The organism is Caldicellulosiruptor acetigenus (assembly GCF_026914305.1).
Classification (GTDB): Bacteria; Bacillota; Thermoanaerobacteria; order Caldicellulosiruptorales; family Caldicellulosiruptoraceae; genus Caldicellulosiruptor; species Caldicellulosiruptor acetigenus.
In genome coordinates this window covers 2,683,798-2,698,713 of the sequence record NZ_CP113866.1, presented here as the reverse complement: position 1 = coordinate 2,698,713, position 14,916 = coordinate 2,683,798, and the positions used below count along the sequence as shown (strand labels likewise).

Here is a 14,916-nt window from a genome sequence, read left to right as displayed (position 1 = left end):
CACATCACCTTGAAATTTAATTACTCAAACTGAAGAAGTTTGACCCTGTCACCCAAGAAAGAAAGAGCATCTTTTAGCTGGACAAATTTTCCTTCATAGACAAAGCTGATAGAATCGTCAACAGAAACTTGCACCTTTTGAATCTTATCCTGATGCTTTGTGAGTTTTTCAACAAGTCTTGTGATATCAAGCTGAAAGTCCTCTGGTGAACGTATAGCAGTATCTGACTTTTGGGAGATGAGCTTTACAAGTTTGTCAAGTTCACCAATGTAAAAACCGCTCTGGTTGTATTCAACCCTTACAAGAAGCCTTGGCATCTGACCAAACTTTGAACGTGAAATCAGGTTTTTGGTTCCGCACCAAAGAGCCTCTAAAAGAAGCTGGATATCTTCTTCTGTTACAGGCAACTCTTGGCATAAAGCCGCATTTTCATTTACAACACCATAAAAAGCAATCAACGCATACGGTAGAATATAGCATTCTGTAAATGTTCCTTGGTCTTTACCCTCTCCAGATGGCATAACTGTTGTGCCCTTTACAAGCATGTACTCAACTTTATGCAAAGACCTTCCGAATTTAAACTGAACAGGTCCCGTAAATGTAATTGCGCCGGTTTCCTCTGATAAGTCTTCATCTGACTTGCTTTTTCTCTTTTCGTCCTTGCTTTTTAAAGTGGTAGTACCACCAAAAAGTCTTATGTCAATGTAATCTTTTAGCTTGTCTTTGCTGAGATTGTACTTTGAGAATTTGTCAGATTTTGTCATGAGCTTTCCATCTTCAGAGATTTCTCTTAAGATGAAAACAGGAAGGTTTTTGTACTCTGCCCAGTAATCCCTGCAAGTTCTTTTTAAGCGCACATCTGTCACTATGCATGTATCTGTCTCAGGGTCAATTCTTGGTTTATTTTCATCAAGTGGGTCTCCGTTTGGGTTTGCATCTGTCACATCGTATAAGAACAGAACTTCAGACCTGTTTTTGATAATGTTATTGTTTAAATTTTCCATATTGAAAATTCCCCCTTCTGATTATTTGAATTTTTTTAAAAACACAAGGTTTTATTCTTCATCTTCAGCCTCTTCAGTGTCATTTGTCAATTTCTTTGCAAGGTCCCTGATTTTTTGACCAAGATTCATACCACAGGCAAAGTAAAAGCTCACCTCATCGCTTGAGAGCTTCCAGTCAGCTGGGGCTTTTAGCAAAAGCTCTGATGCTGTGGTAGCAACAAGTTTCTTTGCCTTGCCAAACGCTGAGTATTCCATAAGTTTGTTCTCAATCTTTGGCAGAAGTGAGATGATATCAGCTTGTTTTAACCTAAGCCCTTTCAAATTTTTGGCAAACGGCGGCATTCTTCCGGGCGCTTTTTTAAGACCCACTGACTGAATTCTCAAAAGCATGTCACAAAGCGCGCCAACAAGGATAATTCCTTTCACAGCGGGGTTTGCAGATGCAACAGGAAATTCATTTAAAATCTCATCAAACGGAGTTTCATAAGACATACCAAACTCATCTCCTTTTAGCTTTAAAATTTCAAGCTTGTTTAAAAACTCCAAAACCTCTATTGCATAGCTGCAGGAAATGTAAAAGTCGAAAAAGTCGTTATTTGCGATGCTGTCTTGCAGTCTTCGGCAAAAATGAACTGCCAAAAATTGAAAATCTATAAGTTTTTTCTTGAAGATGCTCTCAGTTATCTCTAAAAAATAGCTGTCAAGGTCAGACTTTTTCTTTAGACGGTTGCTCTTTGAGAAAAAGTGTTTAATTTGCTGGAAGGTAAAATTAATGTCAGGATTATTAAAAACCATTCGGTATTTTCTTTCTGTATGTCTTTTTGCATCAAATATGTTCTTGAGGTGTGAGGGAAGGATATCTTCAATCATCAGGACTATTCTTTCAGCACCCATTTGTGGAACCATGAACAGGAATGTCACTGAGATTGAATCATTGAATGTGCTTATTACATCTAAGATTTCATTTTCATCATCAGTAATCCTTTCCAAGACCTTTTCACCAAGGCTAATTTCTTTTTTGGTATTTTGTAAGATGTCAAGCACCTCTGAATATGCAGAGCTTGTGCTGAATATGAGCTTGGGAATGAGAAGGTATTTAAAGTTGTAAAACTTAAACTGCAGTTCTTTTTCCAAATATTTTCTTCCCTCACTGAGGTGTATCTGACAGTTTGAGCACACGGGGAAGTTTTTCCATGCGTTCTCAGATGAAAACCCACCCCTGATAAAACCGGGCTTGTCTATTGTATAGAATTTGAAAACATTGACCGTGCCAGATACATTTTCTCTTTTTTGTTTGCAAATAGAGCAAGTCTTGTCCTGTGAGCTTGACCTTTCAGCCCTTTCTTTTATAAGTTCCAGCAAAAAACTTTTAAATATTTCATATTCACCGATGTATTTTCCATCAATTGAAAAGGTCAAAAGAGCACTGCTTTTTTGTTTTTCAAATTCAACATCAAAAAGTAGCTCAGAGATATCTTCAATTATCTTTTCTCTGTTTTCATTCACAGCCTGAGAGATACTTTGAATAAAATAGGCATCTTCTTTTGATATATCCCCCTGCTTTGAGAGCTTTTTTGCAAGAGGCAGTGCCTTGTTTAAAAACCAGTTCTCCACTTTTTGCCTAAACACCTTTTCAACCTGTTCTTTTGTGGCTTGTTTTACCTGCTCCTCTGTCATGGTTTTTGAAGTTTTGGGTTTGGTCAAAATGCACACAGGTGAATAGTTTGTACCACCGCCTTTTGCTCCTTGACTGAAAAGATAAAGCTGAGCTCTTGAGACAAGGGGATTTTGAAGGTCAAGCCCACGGTATTCAAATCCTGTCTGTTTTTGTTTAAGACAAATCAAAATCACCTTTTCGCTTTCCACAGGTGTTAAAAATGATGAAAGATTGCTTGATTGGTCATCAGCGCAGCTTTTGCCTGAAGCTTTTGATTTTTTCTCAATCAAGAATTTTCCAATCTCAGCAACAGCTTCAATCATATTTTGCACCTCTTTGATTTTACTAAAATTTAGCTTAACACAACTAAATTAGAATTTCAACCATTTGACTTAATTTTCATATAAATCTGTCTAAGTTGTTTTTCTCAACACCCAGTATCTCTCTTTGGGAATAGAGGCGGCTTTGAAAATTGTAGATAATAACAGAGTCTTCATGGAGGTTTAGCTTTTGGGAAAGCTCAAACTTTAACTTTTTCAGCTTTGCCTCTGAAATTTCACCTTCAAAGACAGAGTTTTGCACCCAATTGAGGTATTTTCGGCACACCTTTAGAGCTTTTGCAACCCTCTTTTCATTAACATCGTACACAAGGATAGTGTACAACCTTTCTTCACCCCGCTACCACTGGCTCACATACGGCTGATATTCCTTTTCGCCCATGAGATGCTTTTCAATCTTGTAAAGCTCTATTCTTATAAGCTGCCTGTATGAAACATAATTACCAATGTTCTTAACAGAGATTGTTGTTGAGAGTCTTTGTTCAAGTTCATCAATAAAGAGCTTTTTTGCAGAATCTGTGATAACTATTCCCTCTAAATCCTGCTCAAAGTGCTCTGGCTTCAACATGTTCTTTGAGATTATTGAAAAGATAAGCCTGTCGACAATTATTGGCTTGAAGATTTCAGCAACGTCTAAGTTGAGTGTAAACCTTCTGAAATTTGTAGTGTGAAGATATCCTATTCGCGGGTCAAGGTGAGTTCTGTAAATTTCTGAAAGAACAATTGTGTACATCATTGAATTGCCAAAACTAATGAGTGCATTGAGTGCATTTTTTGGTGGACGTTTTGATCTTTTTTCAAACTTGAAGTCATCCTTGTCTATGATGAGGTCAAAGGCTGAGTAATAGGTTTGCCTGATGTTTCCTTCGATTGCCATGAGAGTATTAATATCATTGATGTTGGAAATGCTGCCAAATAAGTTTTCCATCTGCTGGATATATCGCTCAAGCTCATCAATGCCGCGGCTCTGGTAGTATTTTAAAACTTGTCTCATGTTTTTGTAGCCGCCTTCAACAAATGTTCTGGCAAGAGAAAGCCTCTTTTGTGTATCAAGGTAATGCTCTGCCTGTTTTAAAATCATGTAACCAGAGTTTAAGTATTCGCGTGGATAAAAGCTTCCAACGTAGTAGCCATACCTGTTGAAAAAGTGTAGAATTATCTCACTTTGAGTCAAAAACTCTAAAAATCTTTTGTTCAGCTCCACCTCTCCGAAGATGTAAATTTCAGAAGTATTTTCAACAGGTATGAACTTTTGCACACCTTCACTTTCAAAGTACAGAGTGTTGTTTTTTCTTTTCAAGACACCGTCTGAAAAAATGTAAATAGGTCTTTTCATGCCCAGCAAAACTCCTTATACGAACATTTTGCACATGCCTTGATTTTTTGAGGCAGCGGAGGGAGAAAAGATGAAAGAACTTCAGTGATTTCGCTGAGCAAACTTTCAATTGTTTCTATGTCTTCAAATGTCAGCTCAACATCATATGTTTTTTTCTCTTCAGGGATAAGCAGCTTTCCGCGGGCCTTTATGTTGTGTTTTAAAAGCTTGTAAAGGTAGAATTTTAGCTGAAGTATTGCTGCAGCAACTTTTTTTGATGACTTCTTTATTTCTCCCACCACCAAAACCTCATCTTCTTTTCTGATAAGGTCTAAAACAACGCCGTCAAAATAAACTTCTTTTTTGTCGTGCTTGTAAAACTGTTGCGATATTAACTTGCCAATCTCCAAAAAAGGATTGTCTTGCACAGGGCTTATGTTGCGCGAAAGAAGCCAAGCCTGCCTTTTGCAAACTACATATGCCTGCACAATGTGTCCTTTGATATCTAAAAACCTTTCCAACTTCTTTTCCTTCTTTCAAGTGATTGTCCCACAAACTTTGCAATTTTAATTATATCTGTTCGACACTACTTTTTAAGGTCAAATTTTATGCGAAGTTAATGTAAATTTTACTTTATTCATTAAAGTTTTTTTAAGACAGTTTTAAAATCAGTCGCCCCACTCATAATCAAAAGAATCCCAAAAATCAGGGTCGTCAACTATATCATCCATTTCGCTTGACATTTCATAGTCTGCATCAAAAAACTCAAAGTCGTTTTCGAATTCTTCTTTGCAATATTCATCTTCTTCGGCATAGTATTCCCACTCTTCTTCGGTTTGGGGCTCAACGTAATTTTCAATTTGTTTGCTTTTCAACATTTCTTCATATTCTTCATTGAAAGTGGAATTGCAGTACAGATAAAGGACATTTTCAGGATCGTGTGGCAGGTAACACTTTCCTTCTATTCTTTTTTTAAACTCTGAATAGGCTTGGTATTCAAGTAAAATCTGTTCATAAACTTCCTTTGGACTCTTTGGAAGATAAGACATGTTTTATTTCCCCCTTCTAACAAAAGGGATTTTCTAATTTTGATGATAGGACAAAAAAGAGAAAAGCTGAAGTCAAATTTTTTGCGAAGTTTAGGATTTGCAATTCCTTTCTTCACAATTCCCAAAGGAAAGGGTAAAAACTCTCTTCTTTTCTCAATCCCCAACGGGAAGGCTACAAACATGATGAGGTGCCTGAAAAGAAAATTTTTCAGCAATGTTTCAATCCCCAAAAGGAAGGCTACAAACGAAACAATAAGTCGCATTGAGAATGGTGCTTGTTCTCCGTTTCAATCCCCCAAGGGGAGGCTACAAACCCCTTCCCCACCTCAATCCCCAACGGGAAGGCTACAAACCCACTTTAAAAAAGCAATTGCCTCTTCTGCACTCCAACGTTTCAATCCCCAACGGGAAGGCTACAAACGAGGGGAAAAGCAATGATTGAAAGTCTCAAGATTTTGTTTCAATCCCCAACGGGAAGGCTACAAACCCTCATCAATCCATTCATAATCTTGGTATTGAATTGTTTCAATCCCCAACGGGAAGGCTACAAACTTATCATTGGCTTTACGTGGACTATATCCAGAAAGCGTTTCAATCCCCAACGGGAAGGCTACAAACATTGCAAGCGAGAACGAGAAAACGTCGCTGTTTAATATGTTTCAATCCCCAACGGGAAGGCTACAAACATGTTCAAGTGCTTGAAATTATTATATCAAGATTATACACCTATGTCAATGTTTTTATATCGAAACATCTGTGGATAAGTTACCTCATAAGAAGAAAATCAAGCAATGAAACTTGATGTTTGCTTTCCGTCTATCCAGCTGCTGGCAGCGTTCCAAATAAAGCCGTACATCACCTAAATGAAACCGCATACAAAACAAACCTCAAAATTTTTGCACCGTAGGTCGACGGAAGTGACTTTTGGTCAAGGTGAATATAAATTCTCAAAACAGTTTATATTTATAATAAATGCAAAGAGGATGATTTACAGAGTTCTTCTGAACATAATTTTTGCTTTTTTGCACTTTAGCTTCGATATAGTTAAATTAAGAAATCTTAGAGATAGAAGGTGAATGAATGAAAAGATAAGATTCAGCAGTTTTCACAGGGCTTTAATATGATGCTCAGAATTGTTGATGGCTTGAAGGTATTTACAATTGTTGTAGTTGTCGATTTTGTAGTAAAGGAATTTTGAATGGGATGAAAAAAGAACTAAAGTGAATATAAAATTATAACAGAAACAAATACAAGGCAGAATCAAAAAGAGACAGATAGTATCAAAAAGTCAAATTCATTACATTTCATACAAGAACATTGAATAAAATTTGCTTGATTGGTATAATAAAATAAGACAAAATAAACAGCTAATAAGAAGGTGAAAAATTCTAATGATAAGAAAAATTGGATTGGGGATTTCTCTAATATTTCTTCTTGGCTTTGTTATTGGTGCAAAAGGAGAGTTCTTTGCAAGTGAAGAAAGACAGTGGTTTTCAGTTTTAAAAACCTTTGAAAATTTTAAAAAGATTGAAACTGCACTTTTAAACTCTGACCAAAAAGTAGGCTATGTAAGACCATATGAGGCAAAATATACCTGGTATTGGTCAAAGCTTGATATGATTATGCCAGATGGTATAAACTTTGTTAAAACAGTGTTTGATGATGAAGTGGTTAAACAGGGCAATATGATAGCTTATGATGGGGAGTATATTTACAAAGCTTTCATCTTGGGTGATACAAGAAAGATTGTTATAATAAAAGCCTATCCTCCGAGGCAAATGGAAAAGACCACTGAGATAATACTGAATAAAAATTTTATGCCATGTCAGATTTATGTAAATGGTACATGTCTTGCTGTGGTTGGTTTGTATCAAAAGGTATCTTCTCTAAAAGAAAATATTTACTTTGATAAGCTGCGAACCCTTTCAATAGACAGTGTTCTTACAAAAACAGCATGCTACATTTATGACATTTCAAATAGGAAAAAGCCAACTCTCGTCCGAACTTTCTATCAAGATGGACGGTTATTTGACTCAAGACTTGTAAGGGATACTTTGTATTTAGCCTCTGTCAGATGGTCTGAAGGCTGGGAGCTTTTAAAGGGAGAAGGCAGCTGGAAGAACGACCCAAATTTTTATAAGCCATGCTATTATGACTCTGCAGTAAAAGGCGGGGAAAAGCAAATAGACTTTTCTGAGATATACTACGTTCCGAATTTTGTGTTTGATGAATATACAATAGTTTCATCTTTAAAACTTGGAACTTTGAAACCAGCTAAGATAATTGCAATTCTTGGTGGTATGGAAGATATGTTTGTGTCTCAAAAAAATCTGTACATTGCAATACCATGTAGGGCTAAAGTAAATACATCAAATAAAGCGAAAAATGATGGAAAAGAACTTAAAGGGCAAAGTCTTATCAGCACAACTGTGAGCAAGTTTAAGCTGACTGATGGAGGTTTTGCACCTGAGAGTTATGCCACTGTAAAAGGGAAAATTGTCTACCAAGGAGCTATGGATGAGATTGGTAGCTACTTTAGGATTGTTACATCTTCGTGTAGTTCAACACAAAAGCTTCTCAAAGGAGAAGTTGATTCAAACAACGTATATATTTTAGATAACAATATGAAGATAGTCGGCAAACTTGAAAACTTTGCTCCAAATAAAAAGATATATTCAGCAAAATCATTAGGAAAAAGAGTATATTTAGGAACATATCCCAATCCACCGCAAAATCTTTTTACATCTGAGATTCCAAAAAGGAAAGGCCCATTTATTGTTGTTGATATTTCCAGCCCACAAAAACCTAATCTCCTTGGCTATCTTAACATGCCCAGCTATGCTACATCTTTGTATTCGTATAATGAGAAATATGCCTTGGTTACATCTTATGAGCCAATTGAGAAATACAAAAAAATGGGCTATTACAACAGTATTAAAATTGCAATGTATGACCTATCAGATGTAAAAAGGCCAAAAGAGCTGTTCAGCACATTAATAGGAAGTGATGCTGGAGCTTACTGGGATGATAATAAAGACCAAAGAGCATTTCTTTTGGATAAAAAAAGAGGCATTGTAGCTTTAGCTGTAATAGTCTACAAAGAGGCTAAATTGCCATTTATGTGTTTTCGTGGAGCGTACGTTTACAAAATTGACTTTAAAAAAGGATTTGAACTAAAAAGCAAAATTTCTCATCCTCTTGAAGATAGAGATATTGATTTTAAACTCCCCGAACACGTAGAGGAAAAATATAAAAAAGCTGCAAAGTCAGATGGTATCATGGGCTTTTTGGTGATTAAAGATGCTTTATATACCATCTCTAATTCATACATAAAGGCAAGTAGATTGGATAATATGCAAGAAATAAAGTATATCAGGGCAAGTGGGAAGAGTTTTTGAAGAAAATAATAGTTTTACATGGTGACCATCTTTCGTATATACATTTAACTCTTACACTGATTGTGATAATTTGGCTCGCAGTATAGAGAAATAATTAATACTCTTGCATTTGCAGCTTTGATGCATGATATTGGGGAATTTGTCTGCAGAAGTGGTCTTGGGCAAGGTTCTCACTGGGATGAGTCAAAAGAATTTCTAATGAAACTGATGAAGTTTTGCGTCAAGGCAAAGATGGTGAGGTTGACAGTTATCTTTCACGAATAAGTTTTCTTTCTTAGAAAGGCTTTTATTAATTGAAGGTGATGAAAACATAGTTGAAACAGTTTATGATGCAGGTTTAAGGCTCAAAAATGCGCTTGGATTTGGATATATAGAAGACATTAAGTTAAAAGAAGAAAAGACCATTTTCAAATTGGAAGTTGGCTTTACGTAATTTTTAACCTTGCTTGTGCGTCAATTATGTTGAAATGGTCTTTTTTGCGGCGAAAAAGTATTTGCTATTATACTTGGTTTGTCATTCTTAATAAAAGGTACTTTTCAAAAAGGATTGCGATGCTTAACGTCACGATTAGATTTAGTGAAGAAAACCAAATATAAAGGTAGGCAGGAAAAAAGCATATTCATTGCTCCTCTTTCCTGCCTTTTTTATTATATATGCGCATTAGAATTTAGTTTCAATCTCTCTTCTCAATTCCCAAAGGGAAAGCTACAAACCTTTTGTACCACTATCAAAATTTATCCCATCTCCGAACAGTTTCAATCTCCAAATGGAAGGCTACAAACCCTCCTCCATCCTCAATTCCCAAGAGGGAGGCTACAAACCCCTCCCCACCTCAATCCCCAAAGGGGAGGCTACAAACGATACAGTTTATGTCAATGAATCCCTTATAACCACTGTTTCAATCCCCAAAGGGGAGGCTACAAACTCCTTCTTGGGTTGGTGGACTTGTGTGTATACTATTGGTTTCAATCCCCAAAGGGGAAGCTACAAACAAAATTGAAAAACATTGATTTTATTGATATGGATACGTTTCAATCCCCAAAGGGAAGGCTACAAACCAATTTAGATAAGCTTCTAAAAAACAAAATTGACTCTGTTTCAATCCCCAAAGGGGAGGCTACAAACTTATGGCGGCGGCAGGTGTAACTTTTGCAACGGTTGAGTTTCAATCCCCAAAGGGGAGGCTACAAACATTTTCCCTTTGTTTTGTTGTTTGTAAAGCTTTTGTGTTTCAATCCCCAAAGGGGAGGCTACAAACTTTTATAGAACCTTGTCTTTTCTCTATTATTTCTTTGTGTTTCAATCCCCAAAGGGGAGGCTACAAACTGGACTTTTTCAAGGGTGTATTAGATTTGTTAATGCAAAGGTTTCAATCCCCAAAGGGGAGGCTACAAACGAAAGCAGTGTACAAAAACACTGCTTTTTTGTTTGAGTTTCAATCCCCAAAGGGGAGGCTACAAACTCGATAGCGGTTATTTGCCGGTGTGTGCCTTGCTGGGTTTCAATCCCCAAAGGGGAGGCTACAAACTTTTTTCTTCTTTCTTTTTCCCGCATATGATTGACTTCGTTTCAATCCCCAAAGGGGAGGCTACAAACAATAGCCTCATCTATGTTCTGCTCAAGCTTTTTTCGTTTCAATCCCCAAAGGGGAGGCTACAAACCTTGGTTCTATTCCCCCCTTTCGAAACTTTTAAAAAGTTTCAATCCCCAAAGGGGAGGCTACAAACAGGTTGAAAAGCTTGATTTTATTATATCAACTTTATGCACCTCTGTCAATGTTTTTATTTTAATACATCCCCTCAAAATCAACACAAACCCAGTTGCATCAAAGAAAAGAAGCCTTTTAAAGCCTTCCGTCTATCCAGCAACTGCCAGAAATCCGTTCAAACCCACATCCCACATACATGAAACCGAATACAAATCAGCTTAAAAAAATTTTGCACCTGAGGTCGACGGATATGACTTTTAGTCAAAATGCATATCAATACATAAGTACCTCAGTAATAATGAATAATATTACAAAAGCATGTATAGTACATGTCTCCAAAATCAATTTTCTAACCTGGAAGTTATAAAACTGAATACAAATACTTATTAATAAACAAGCAGCCTCGCATGATTTTTGAACTTTAAAATTTTGCTTAACAATTGTATCATATAAAAAGAGTCTTTGCTTGCTACCCACCTATTGAGTTAAAGTTTTATGAGAGGAAGTGGTAATATTGAACAAACTATTTTTAATTTTCAACCACCAGCTTTCTGAAGAACAAGAAAAAGAAGCAAGAGAAGTTTTACAGGTTGAAGAGATTGTAAGCCTTCCGCCACAGCTTCAAGATTTTTGGAGTAGCATTCCGCCAGATGTAGAGCTGACAGAAGAGATGTTTGAAGGCATCACAGCTTTTTTGCTGCAAAACAAAGGAGAAAAAGAAAACTTTTGCCTTGTTCAGGGTGACTTTGGAGCAACAGTTTACATTGTGAGCTGGTGTTTTAAAAACGGATTTGTGCCCATTTATGCAACAACAAAAAGAGTGGCAAAGGAAGTTGTAAGGCCAGATGGTTCTGTAGAGCTTCACAAGATTTTCAGACATGAAAGGTTTAGAAAATACATTCTGTGTCGCTAATAAAAAAGGATGCAACCCGATATATGTTTTAGCTCATCCCAAATTTTACTATTTACTCCTTGGATTAAAAATCAGCGAGATTACATACCCGAAAAACACCGCAGCAGAGATTCCGCCAGCTGTTTTTGAAACGCCACCTGTGAACGCTCCAACAAGCCCGATTTTTTTAACCTCTTCGATAGCACCTTTTGCCAATGAATACCCAAAGCCGGGCAAGGGCACAGTTGCCCCTGCCCCGGCAAACTCAACAAGCTTTTGGTATATTCCAAGGCCTTGCAGCACTGCCCCGAGCGTCACAAACAAAACAAGCACCCTTGCAGATGTCAGCTTTGTTTTGTCAATAAGAATTTGCCCGACAACACAGATAAGCCCTCCAACCAAAAAAGCCTTCAGGTACTCCATTTTTCCCACCACCCCTTCATGAAAAATCTTAATCTTCGACAAGTTTACTGCACCATCTCAATGGCAAGTGCATGGGCAATTACAGGGATGCTCTCACCAAGCTGAACTGTTGATGCAGACATCAAAGCACCAGTTGGTACAATCAAAATCCTCTCAAATGTGCGCTCACGCAAAAGCTTGTAAAGATAGGCGCCAAACACACAGGCAGAGGCTGCACACCCGCTTGCACCTGCACCCGTGTTTTGAGTCTTTGGGTCGAACATCAAAATTCCACAGTCAAAAAGCTCTGAGCAAAAGCTTATCCCTTCCTTTTTAAAAAGCTCTTCTAAAAGCTTTCTTCCGACATACCCCAAATCACCTGTGATTATCATGTCGTAGTATTCAAAACTTCTTTTTGTGTCAGAAAAGTGCCTCATTATGGTATCAAACGCAGCAGGTGCCATTGCAGCTCCCATGTTGTTAGGGTCTTTTATTCCAAAATCAAGTATCCTGCCAACTGTAAAGTGTGTTACTTTTGGGCTATTTAGGCTATCTTCTTGCCTTATCAAAAAGGCAGCAGCGCCTGTCACAGTCCACTGGGATGTTGGAGGTCTCTGTGTCCCAAGCTCTAAAGGGTATCTGAACTGCTTTTCGGCAGAGCAAAAGTGAGAGGATGTTGCGGCAATAACATTTTTTGCAAAGCTGCTATCGACAAATATTGAAGCAAGCCCAACAGACAGCGCAAAGGTAGAACATGCACCGTAGATGCCAACAAACGGAATGTCCAAATCCCTTGCAGCAAAGTGTGAGCTTGACAGCTGGTTCAAAAGGTCACCGCTTAAAATCAGGTCTATGTTATCTGGGTTTTCCCCTGTTCTTTGTACAAGCTTTGTAATGGCAATGTTCAAAAGCTTTCCCTCTGCAAGTTCCCAAGATTTTTGTCCTGCATACTCATCTTCAATGACCATGTCAAAATATATTGAAAGAGGTCCCTGCCCTTCTTTTTTCCCAACAACTGTGAAGCAGTCGGATATAGCCACATTTGATTCAAATCTGTATGTTGACCTTCCAAGCTTCATCGCAAGGCTACCTCGCTTTCATATCCCAGGAAATACTTTCACAAGATAATACAAAAGCCCTACCAGTATGGATGTGGAAATTCCGTATACAAGAACAGGTCCTGCAATCAAGAACATCTTGCTTCCAACGCCAAACACAAACCCCTCTTTTTTGTACTCAATGGCAGGTGAGACAATTGAGTTTGCAAAACCTGTGATTGGAACGATGGACCCTGCCCCTGCAAAAGCGCCAATTTTGTCATACACTCCAAGACCTGTCAGAAAAGCTCCAAGAAAAATCATTGTGATGGATGTGAGAACTTGAGCCTCATCTTTTGGGAAGAAGCTGCTGTAGAGGTTCAAAAACGCCTGGCCAACATCGCAGATAGCACCGCCAACTAAGAATGCCAAGATGCAGTTCTTGAAAGAGTTTGTCTTTGGCTCATTTGCCTTTACAAGTGCCTGGTATTCAGAGGCTTTCTTTTCTTTGATGTTCACTTTGCAAAGCACCCCCGCAAACAAAACCTCAAGATGATATTATTTTAAATTTTTTTGAGATTTATTCACATCCAGCTGAGATTTGAAATAGTCTGATTGAGATTTGGTTTAAAATATCGATTGGATTTTACAAACAAACGTTCGAATAATTTTTGAAAATGCCCCTACCAAGGGTTTAAAATAAAGGCAGAAAGGAGGTGAGGCGAAGATGGCAGCAAAACCACTTATAGGCTCATTGCAACTCAAGCTTGAAAACGGCACGACATCCACTGGAAGAATAAGGCTCAAGACGCTCTCTTTTGACATCAAGCCAGATGCCCAGGATATGGATGTGTATCAGGTTGGCCAGGCAATTGCAAGCCTTCAGTCAAAGCCGCTGTACACAATTATAAGAAGCAACAACTTTGAGCTTTTATACTAATTGACGCGGCAGCTTCATGAGAGCTCAAAAAAATAGCAGAAAGGAGGTGAGAAAAACATGCTCACTCTGGTTTTAACATTCAAACTTCAAAACGGCAAGACATTCAGGCTTTCCATCCCCGACCCAAAGCCAAACTTGACAGCTGCCGAGGTTGACAGCGTGATGAACTTGATTGTTCAAAAGAACATATTCGCAACATCAAGCCCAATTGTTGAGAAGGTATCAGCAAGAATTGTTGACAGAGAGGTAAACACATTAATCGGACAATAAAGAACTAATAAAGATGCGTGCCGACCTGACCTTTTTATATTTGGCAGGTCGGCATGTTTTTAAAAAACTTTTTAAACGTACATAAACAAATTCAAAACGGGAGGTGAAAAACATGCAAGATATAATTGCCAACATTGCCAACATAGGTTTTCCAATTGTGCTTTGCATATATCTTCTCACAAGGTTTGAAAGCAAGATAGACAAGCTTTCTGACAGCATCGACAAGCTCTCTGAAAAGATTTTGCAGATGAAAAACAATTGACATGCAAAAGAATGTTCGATATAATAAAAATATACTTTTAAAAATATGGAAATTAAAGCCTTTCTCAGGATGGTGATAGCTTTGAACAGCATTCCAAAGGATATCATATACTTTGTGCCACACTACACAGAAAATGGTGATAGTGTGCTGATTCTTTTTTTGAGCGGTGAAAAAAAGATTGTGCCAATGTCAATTCGAAGTTTTTCCAAGAAGCTATATTCACTTTATGCGATAGACTGCCAGGCAATCAAAAAGCTTATCTCCCAGCGGATTGGTCAGAAAAATCTTCTTCCCATTGTTCTTCCGGATGCCACATTCATTCCTGTAAAGACAAGAAAAGCAGTTGTGAAAACAGACCCCATTTTCGGTTATGTCAACATGAGCCAGATATTTAGAATTGACGACAAAATCGACCATTTTGAGATGCTTTTGCGCTGCGGTGCTGTTTTGAGATGTCTTGGTTCTGCGAAGTACTTTAAAAAGAGGATAACTCTTGCTTCTGTTATAACAGACTATCTGCAGGGTATCTGGTCACAGGGTGCGCTTATAATAAAAGAAGAGTGTGAGCTTGAGAATGTGTTCGGATTGGAGTAAAATAATGTAGCAGGCAAATTGCAATTTTTGAAGGGGAAGAATCAACAAT

Annotated in this window: 15 protein-coding genes and 2 CRISPR repeat arrays; of the genes, 6 read left to right on the top strand and 9 right to left on the bottom strand. The window is 37.7% G+C overall.

Going from position 1 to position 14,916, the window contains the following annotated elements:
- Positions 1-20: 20 nt before the first annotated feature.
- The 6 genes from cas7b to OTK01_RS13005 all read right to left on the bottom strand — a co-directional run bounded on the left by cas7b (position 21) and on the right by OTK01_RS13005 (position 5,363).
- Positions 21-1,004 carry a type I-B CRISPR-associated protein Cas7/Csh2 gene (gene cas7b, locus OTK01_RS13030; protein ID WP_029228545.1) on the bottom strand — a complete coding sequence of 328 codons (984 nt, stop codon included), beginning with the start codon at positions 1,002-1,004 and terminating at the stop codon, positions 21-23.
- 51 nt (positions 1,005-1,055) lie between these two features.
- Positions 1,056-2,984: a TIGR02556 family CRISPR-associated protein gene (locus OTK01_RS13025; RefSeq protein WP_029228544.1), complete on the bottom strand. Its 1,929-nt coding sequence runs from the start codon at positions 2,982-2,984 to the stop codon at positions 1,056-1,058.
- Between the two features lie 76 nt (positions 2,985-3,060).
- The gene (cas2, locus tag OTK01_RS13020; RefSeq protein ID WP_014043408.1) at positions 3,061-3,324 is read right to left on the bottom strand and encodes a CRISPR-associated endonuclease Cas2; all 264 of its coding nucleotides are present in this window, start codon (positions 3,322-3,324) and stop codon (positions 3,061-3,063) included.
- Positions 3,325-3,339: 15 nt separating this feature from the next.
- Complete coding sequence (cas1b, locus tag OTK01_RS13015; RefSeq protein ID WP_029228543.1) at positions 3,340-4,335, bottom strand: type I-B CRISPR-associated endonuclease Cas1b; 996 nt, start codon at positions 4,333-4,335, stop codon at positions 3,340-3,342.
- Positions 4,332-4,835, bottom strand: coding sequence for a CRISPR-associated protein Cas4 (gene cas4, locus OTK01_RS13010; RefSeq protein ID WP_013433711.1), 504 nt, complete (start codon positions 4,833-4,835; stop codon positions 4,332-4,334). The genes cas1b and cas4 overlap by 4 nt, the downstream gene beginning before the upstream one ends.
- A 147-nt stretch (positions 4,836-4,982) precedes the next feature.
- Positions 4,983-5,363, bottom strand: coding sequence for a hypothetical protein (locus OTK01_RS13005; protein WP_013433710.1), 381 nt, complete (start codon positions 5,361-5,363; stop codon positions 4,983-4,985).
- A gap of 322 nt (positions 5,364-5,685) precedes the next feature.
- Positions 5,686-6,049: direct repeats of the CRISPR family, unit length 30 nt; unit sequence GTTTCAATCCCCAACGGGAAGGCTACAAAC.
- A gap of 705 nt (positions 6,050-6,754) precedes the next feature.
- On the opposite strand from OTK01_RS13005, the gene OTK01_RS13000 reads away from it, so the two are divergent.
- Both OTK01_RS13000 and csx20 read left to right on the top strand, forming a co-directional pair.
- Positions 6,755-8,761, top strand: coding sequence for a beta-propeller domain-containing protein (locus OTK01_RS13000; protein ID WP_029228542.1), 2,007 nt, complete (start codon positions 6,755-6,757; stop codon positions 8,759-8,761).
- Between the two features lie 684 nt (positions 8,762-9,445).
- Positions 9,446-10,489: direct repeats of the CRISPR family, unit length 30 nt; unit sequence GTTTCAATCCCCAAAGGGGAGGCTACAAAC.
- Between the two features lie 495 nt (positions 10,490-10,984).
- Positions 10,985-11,383: a CRISPR-associated protein Csx20 gene (csx20, locus tag OTK01_RS12995; protein ID WP_029228541.1), complete on the top strand. Its 399-nt coding sequence runs from the start codon at positions 10,985-10,987 to the stop codon at positions 11,381-11,383.
- Positions 11,384-11,431: 48 nt separating this feature from the next.
- Here the strand turns inward: csx20 and spoVAE are convergent, their stop codons facing one another.
- From spoVAE to spoVAC, 3 genes are read right to left on the bottom strand one after another with little or no spacing between them, the layout of a single operon-like run.
- Positions 11,432-11,785 (bottom strand): stage V sporulation protein AE, encoded by a 354-nt coding sequence (gene spoVAE / locus OTK01_RS12990; protein ID WP_029228540.1) that lies wholly within the window; start codon positions 11,783-11,785, stop codon positions 11,432-11,434.
- A gap of 44 nt (positions 11,786-11,829) precedes the next feature.
- Positions 11,830-12,843, bottom strand: a complete 1,014-nt coding sequence (spoVAD, locus tag OTK01_RS12985; RefSeq protein WP_029228539.1) for a stage V sporulation protein AD — start codon at positions 12,841-12,843, stop codon at positions 11,830-11,832.
- 18 nt (positions 12,844-12,861) lie between these two features.
- Entirely contained in the window at positions 12,862-13,320 is a 459-nt protein-coding gene (spoVAC, locus tag OTK01_RS12980; protein WP_029228538.1) for a stage V sporulation protein AC, read from the bottom strand.
- Positions 13,321-13,528: 208 nt separating this feature from the next.
- On the opposite strand from spoVAC, the gene OTK01_RS12975 reads away from it, so the two are divergent.
- From OTK01_RS12975 to OTK01_RS12960, 4 genes are all read left to right on the top strand, one after another.
- The gene (locus OTK01_RS12975; protein ID WP_029228537.1) at positions 13,529-13,741 is read left to right on the top strand and encodes a DUF1659 domain-containing protein; all 213 of its coding nucleotides are present in this window, start codon (positions 13,529-13,531) and stop codon (positions 13,739-13,741) included.
- A gap of 57 nt (positions 13,742-13,798) precedes the next feature.
- Complete coding sequence (locus tag OTK01_RS12970; RefSeq protein ID WP_013433703.1) at positions 13,799-14,011, top strand: DUF2922 domain-containing protein; 213 nt, start codon at positions 13,799-13,801, stop codon at positions 14,009-14,011.
- Between the two features lie 112 nt (positions 14,012-14,123).
- The gene (locus OTK01_RS12965) at positions 14,124-14,273 is read left to right on the top strand and encodes a YvrJ family protein (RefSeq protein ID WP_013404408.1); all 150 of its coding nucleotides are present in this window, start codon (positions 14,124-14,126) and stop codon (positions 14,271-14,273) included.
- Positions 14,274-14,354: 81 nt separating this feature from the next.
- Positions 14,355-14,867 carry a hypothetical protein gene (locus OTK01_RS12960; RefSeq protein WP_029228536.1) on the top strand — a complete coding sequence of 171 codons (513 nt, stop codon included), beginning with the start codon at positions 14,355-14,357 and terminating at the stop codon, positions 14,865-14,867.
- The last annotated feature ends 49 nt before the right edge of the window (positions 14,868-14,916 follow it).

What these genes read in the sequence shown, in the direction of transcription:
- OTK01_RS13025 (WP_029228544.1), bottom strand. Translation starts at nt 2,984, where the DNA reads ATGATTGAAGCTGTTGCTGAGATTGGAAAATTCTTGATTGAGAAAAAA.
- OTK01_RS13005 (WP_013433710.1), bottom strand. Translation starts at nt 5,363, where the DNA reads ATGTCTTATCTTCCAAAGAGTCCAAAGGAAGTTTATGAACAGATTTTA.
- cas1b (WP_029228543.1), bottom strand. Translation starts at nt 4,335, where the DNA reads ATGAAAAGACCTATTTACATTTTTTCAGACGGTGTCTTGAAAAGAAAA.
- spoVAE (WP_029228540.1), bottom strand. Translation starts at nt 11,785, where the DNA reads ATGGAGTACCTGAAGGCTTTTTTGGTTGGAGGGCTTATCTGTGTTGTC.
- OTK01_RS13000 (WP_029228542.1), top strand. Translation starts at nt 6,755, where the DNA reads ATGATAAGAAAAATTGGATTGGGGATTTCTCTAATATTTCTTCTTGGC.
- OTK01_RS12970 (WP_013433703.1), top strand. Translation starts at nt 13,799, where the DNA reads ATGCTCACTCTGGTTTTAACATTCAAACTTCAAAACGGCAAGACATTC.
- OTK01_RS12965 (WP_013404408.1), top strand. Translation starts at nt 14,124, where the DNA reads ATGCAAGATATAATTGCCAACATTGCCAACATAGGTTTTCCAATTGTG.
- cas7b (WP_029228545.1), bottom strand. Translation starts at nt 1,004, where the DNA reads ATGGAAAATTTAAACAATAACATTATCAAAAACAGGTCTGAAGTTCTG.
- OTK01_RS12975 (WP_029228537.1), top strand. Translation starts at nt 13,529, where the DNA reads ATGGCAGCAAAACCACTTATAGGCTCATTGCAACTCAAGCTTGAAAAC.
- spoVAD (WP_029228539.1), bottom strand. Translation starts at nt 12,843, where the DNA reads ATGAAGCTTGGAAGGTCAACATACAGATTTGAATCAAATGTGGCTATA.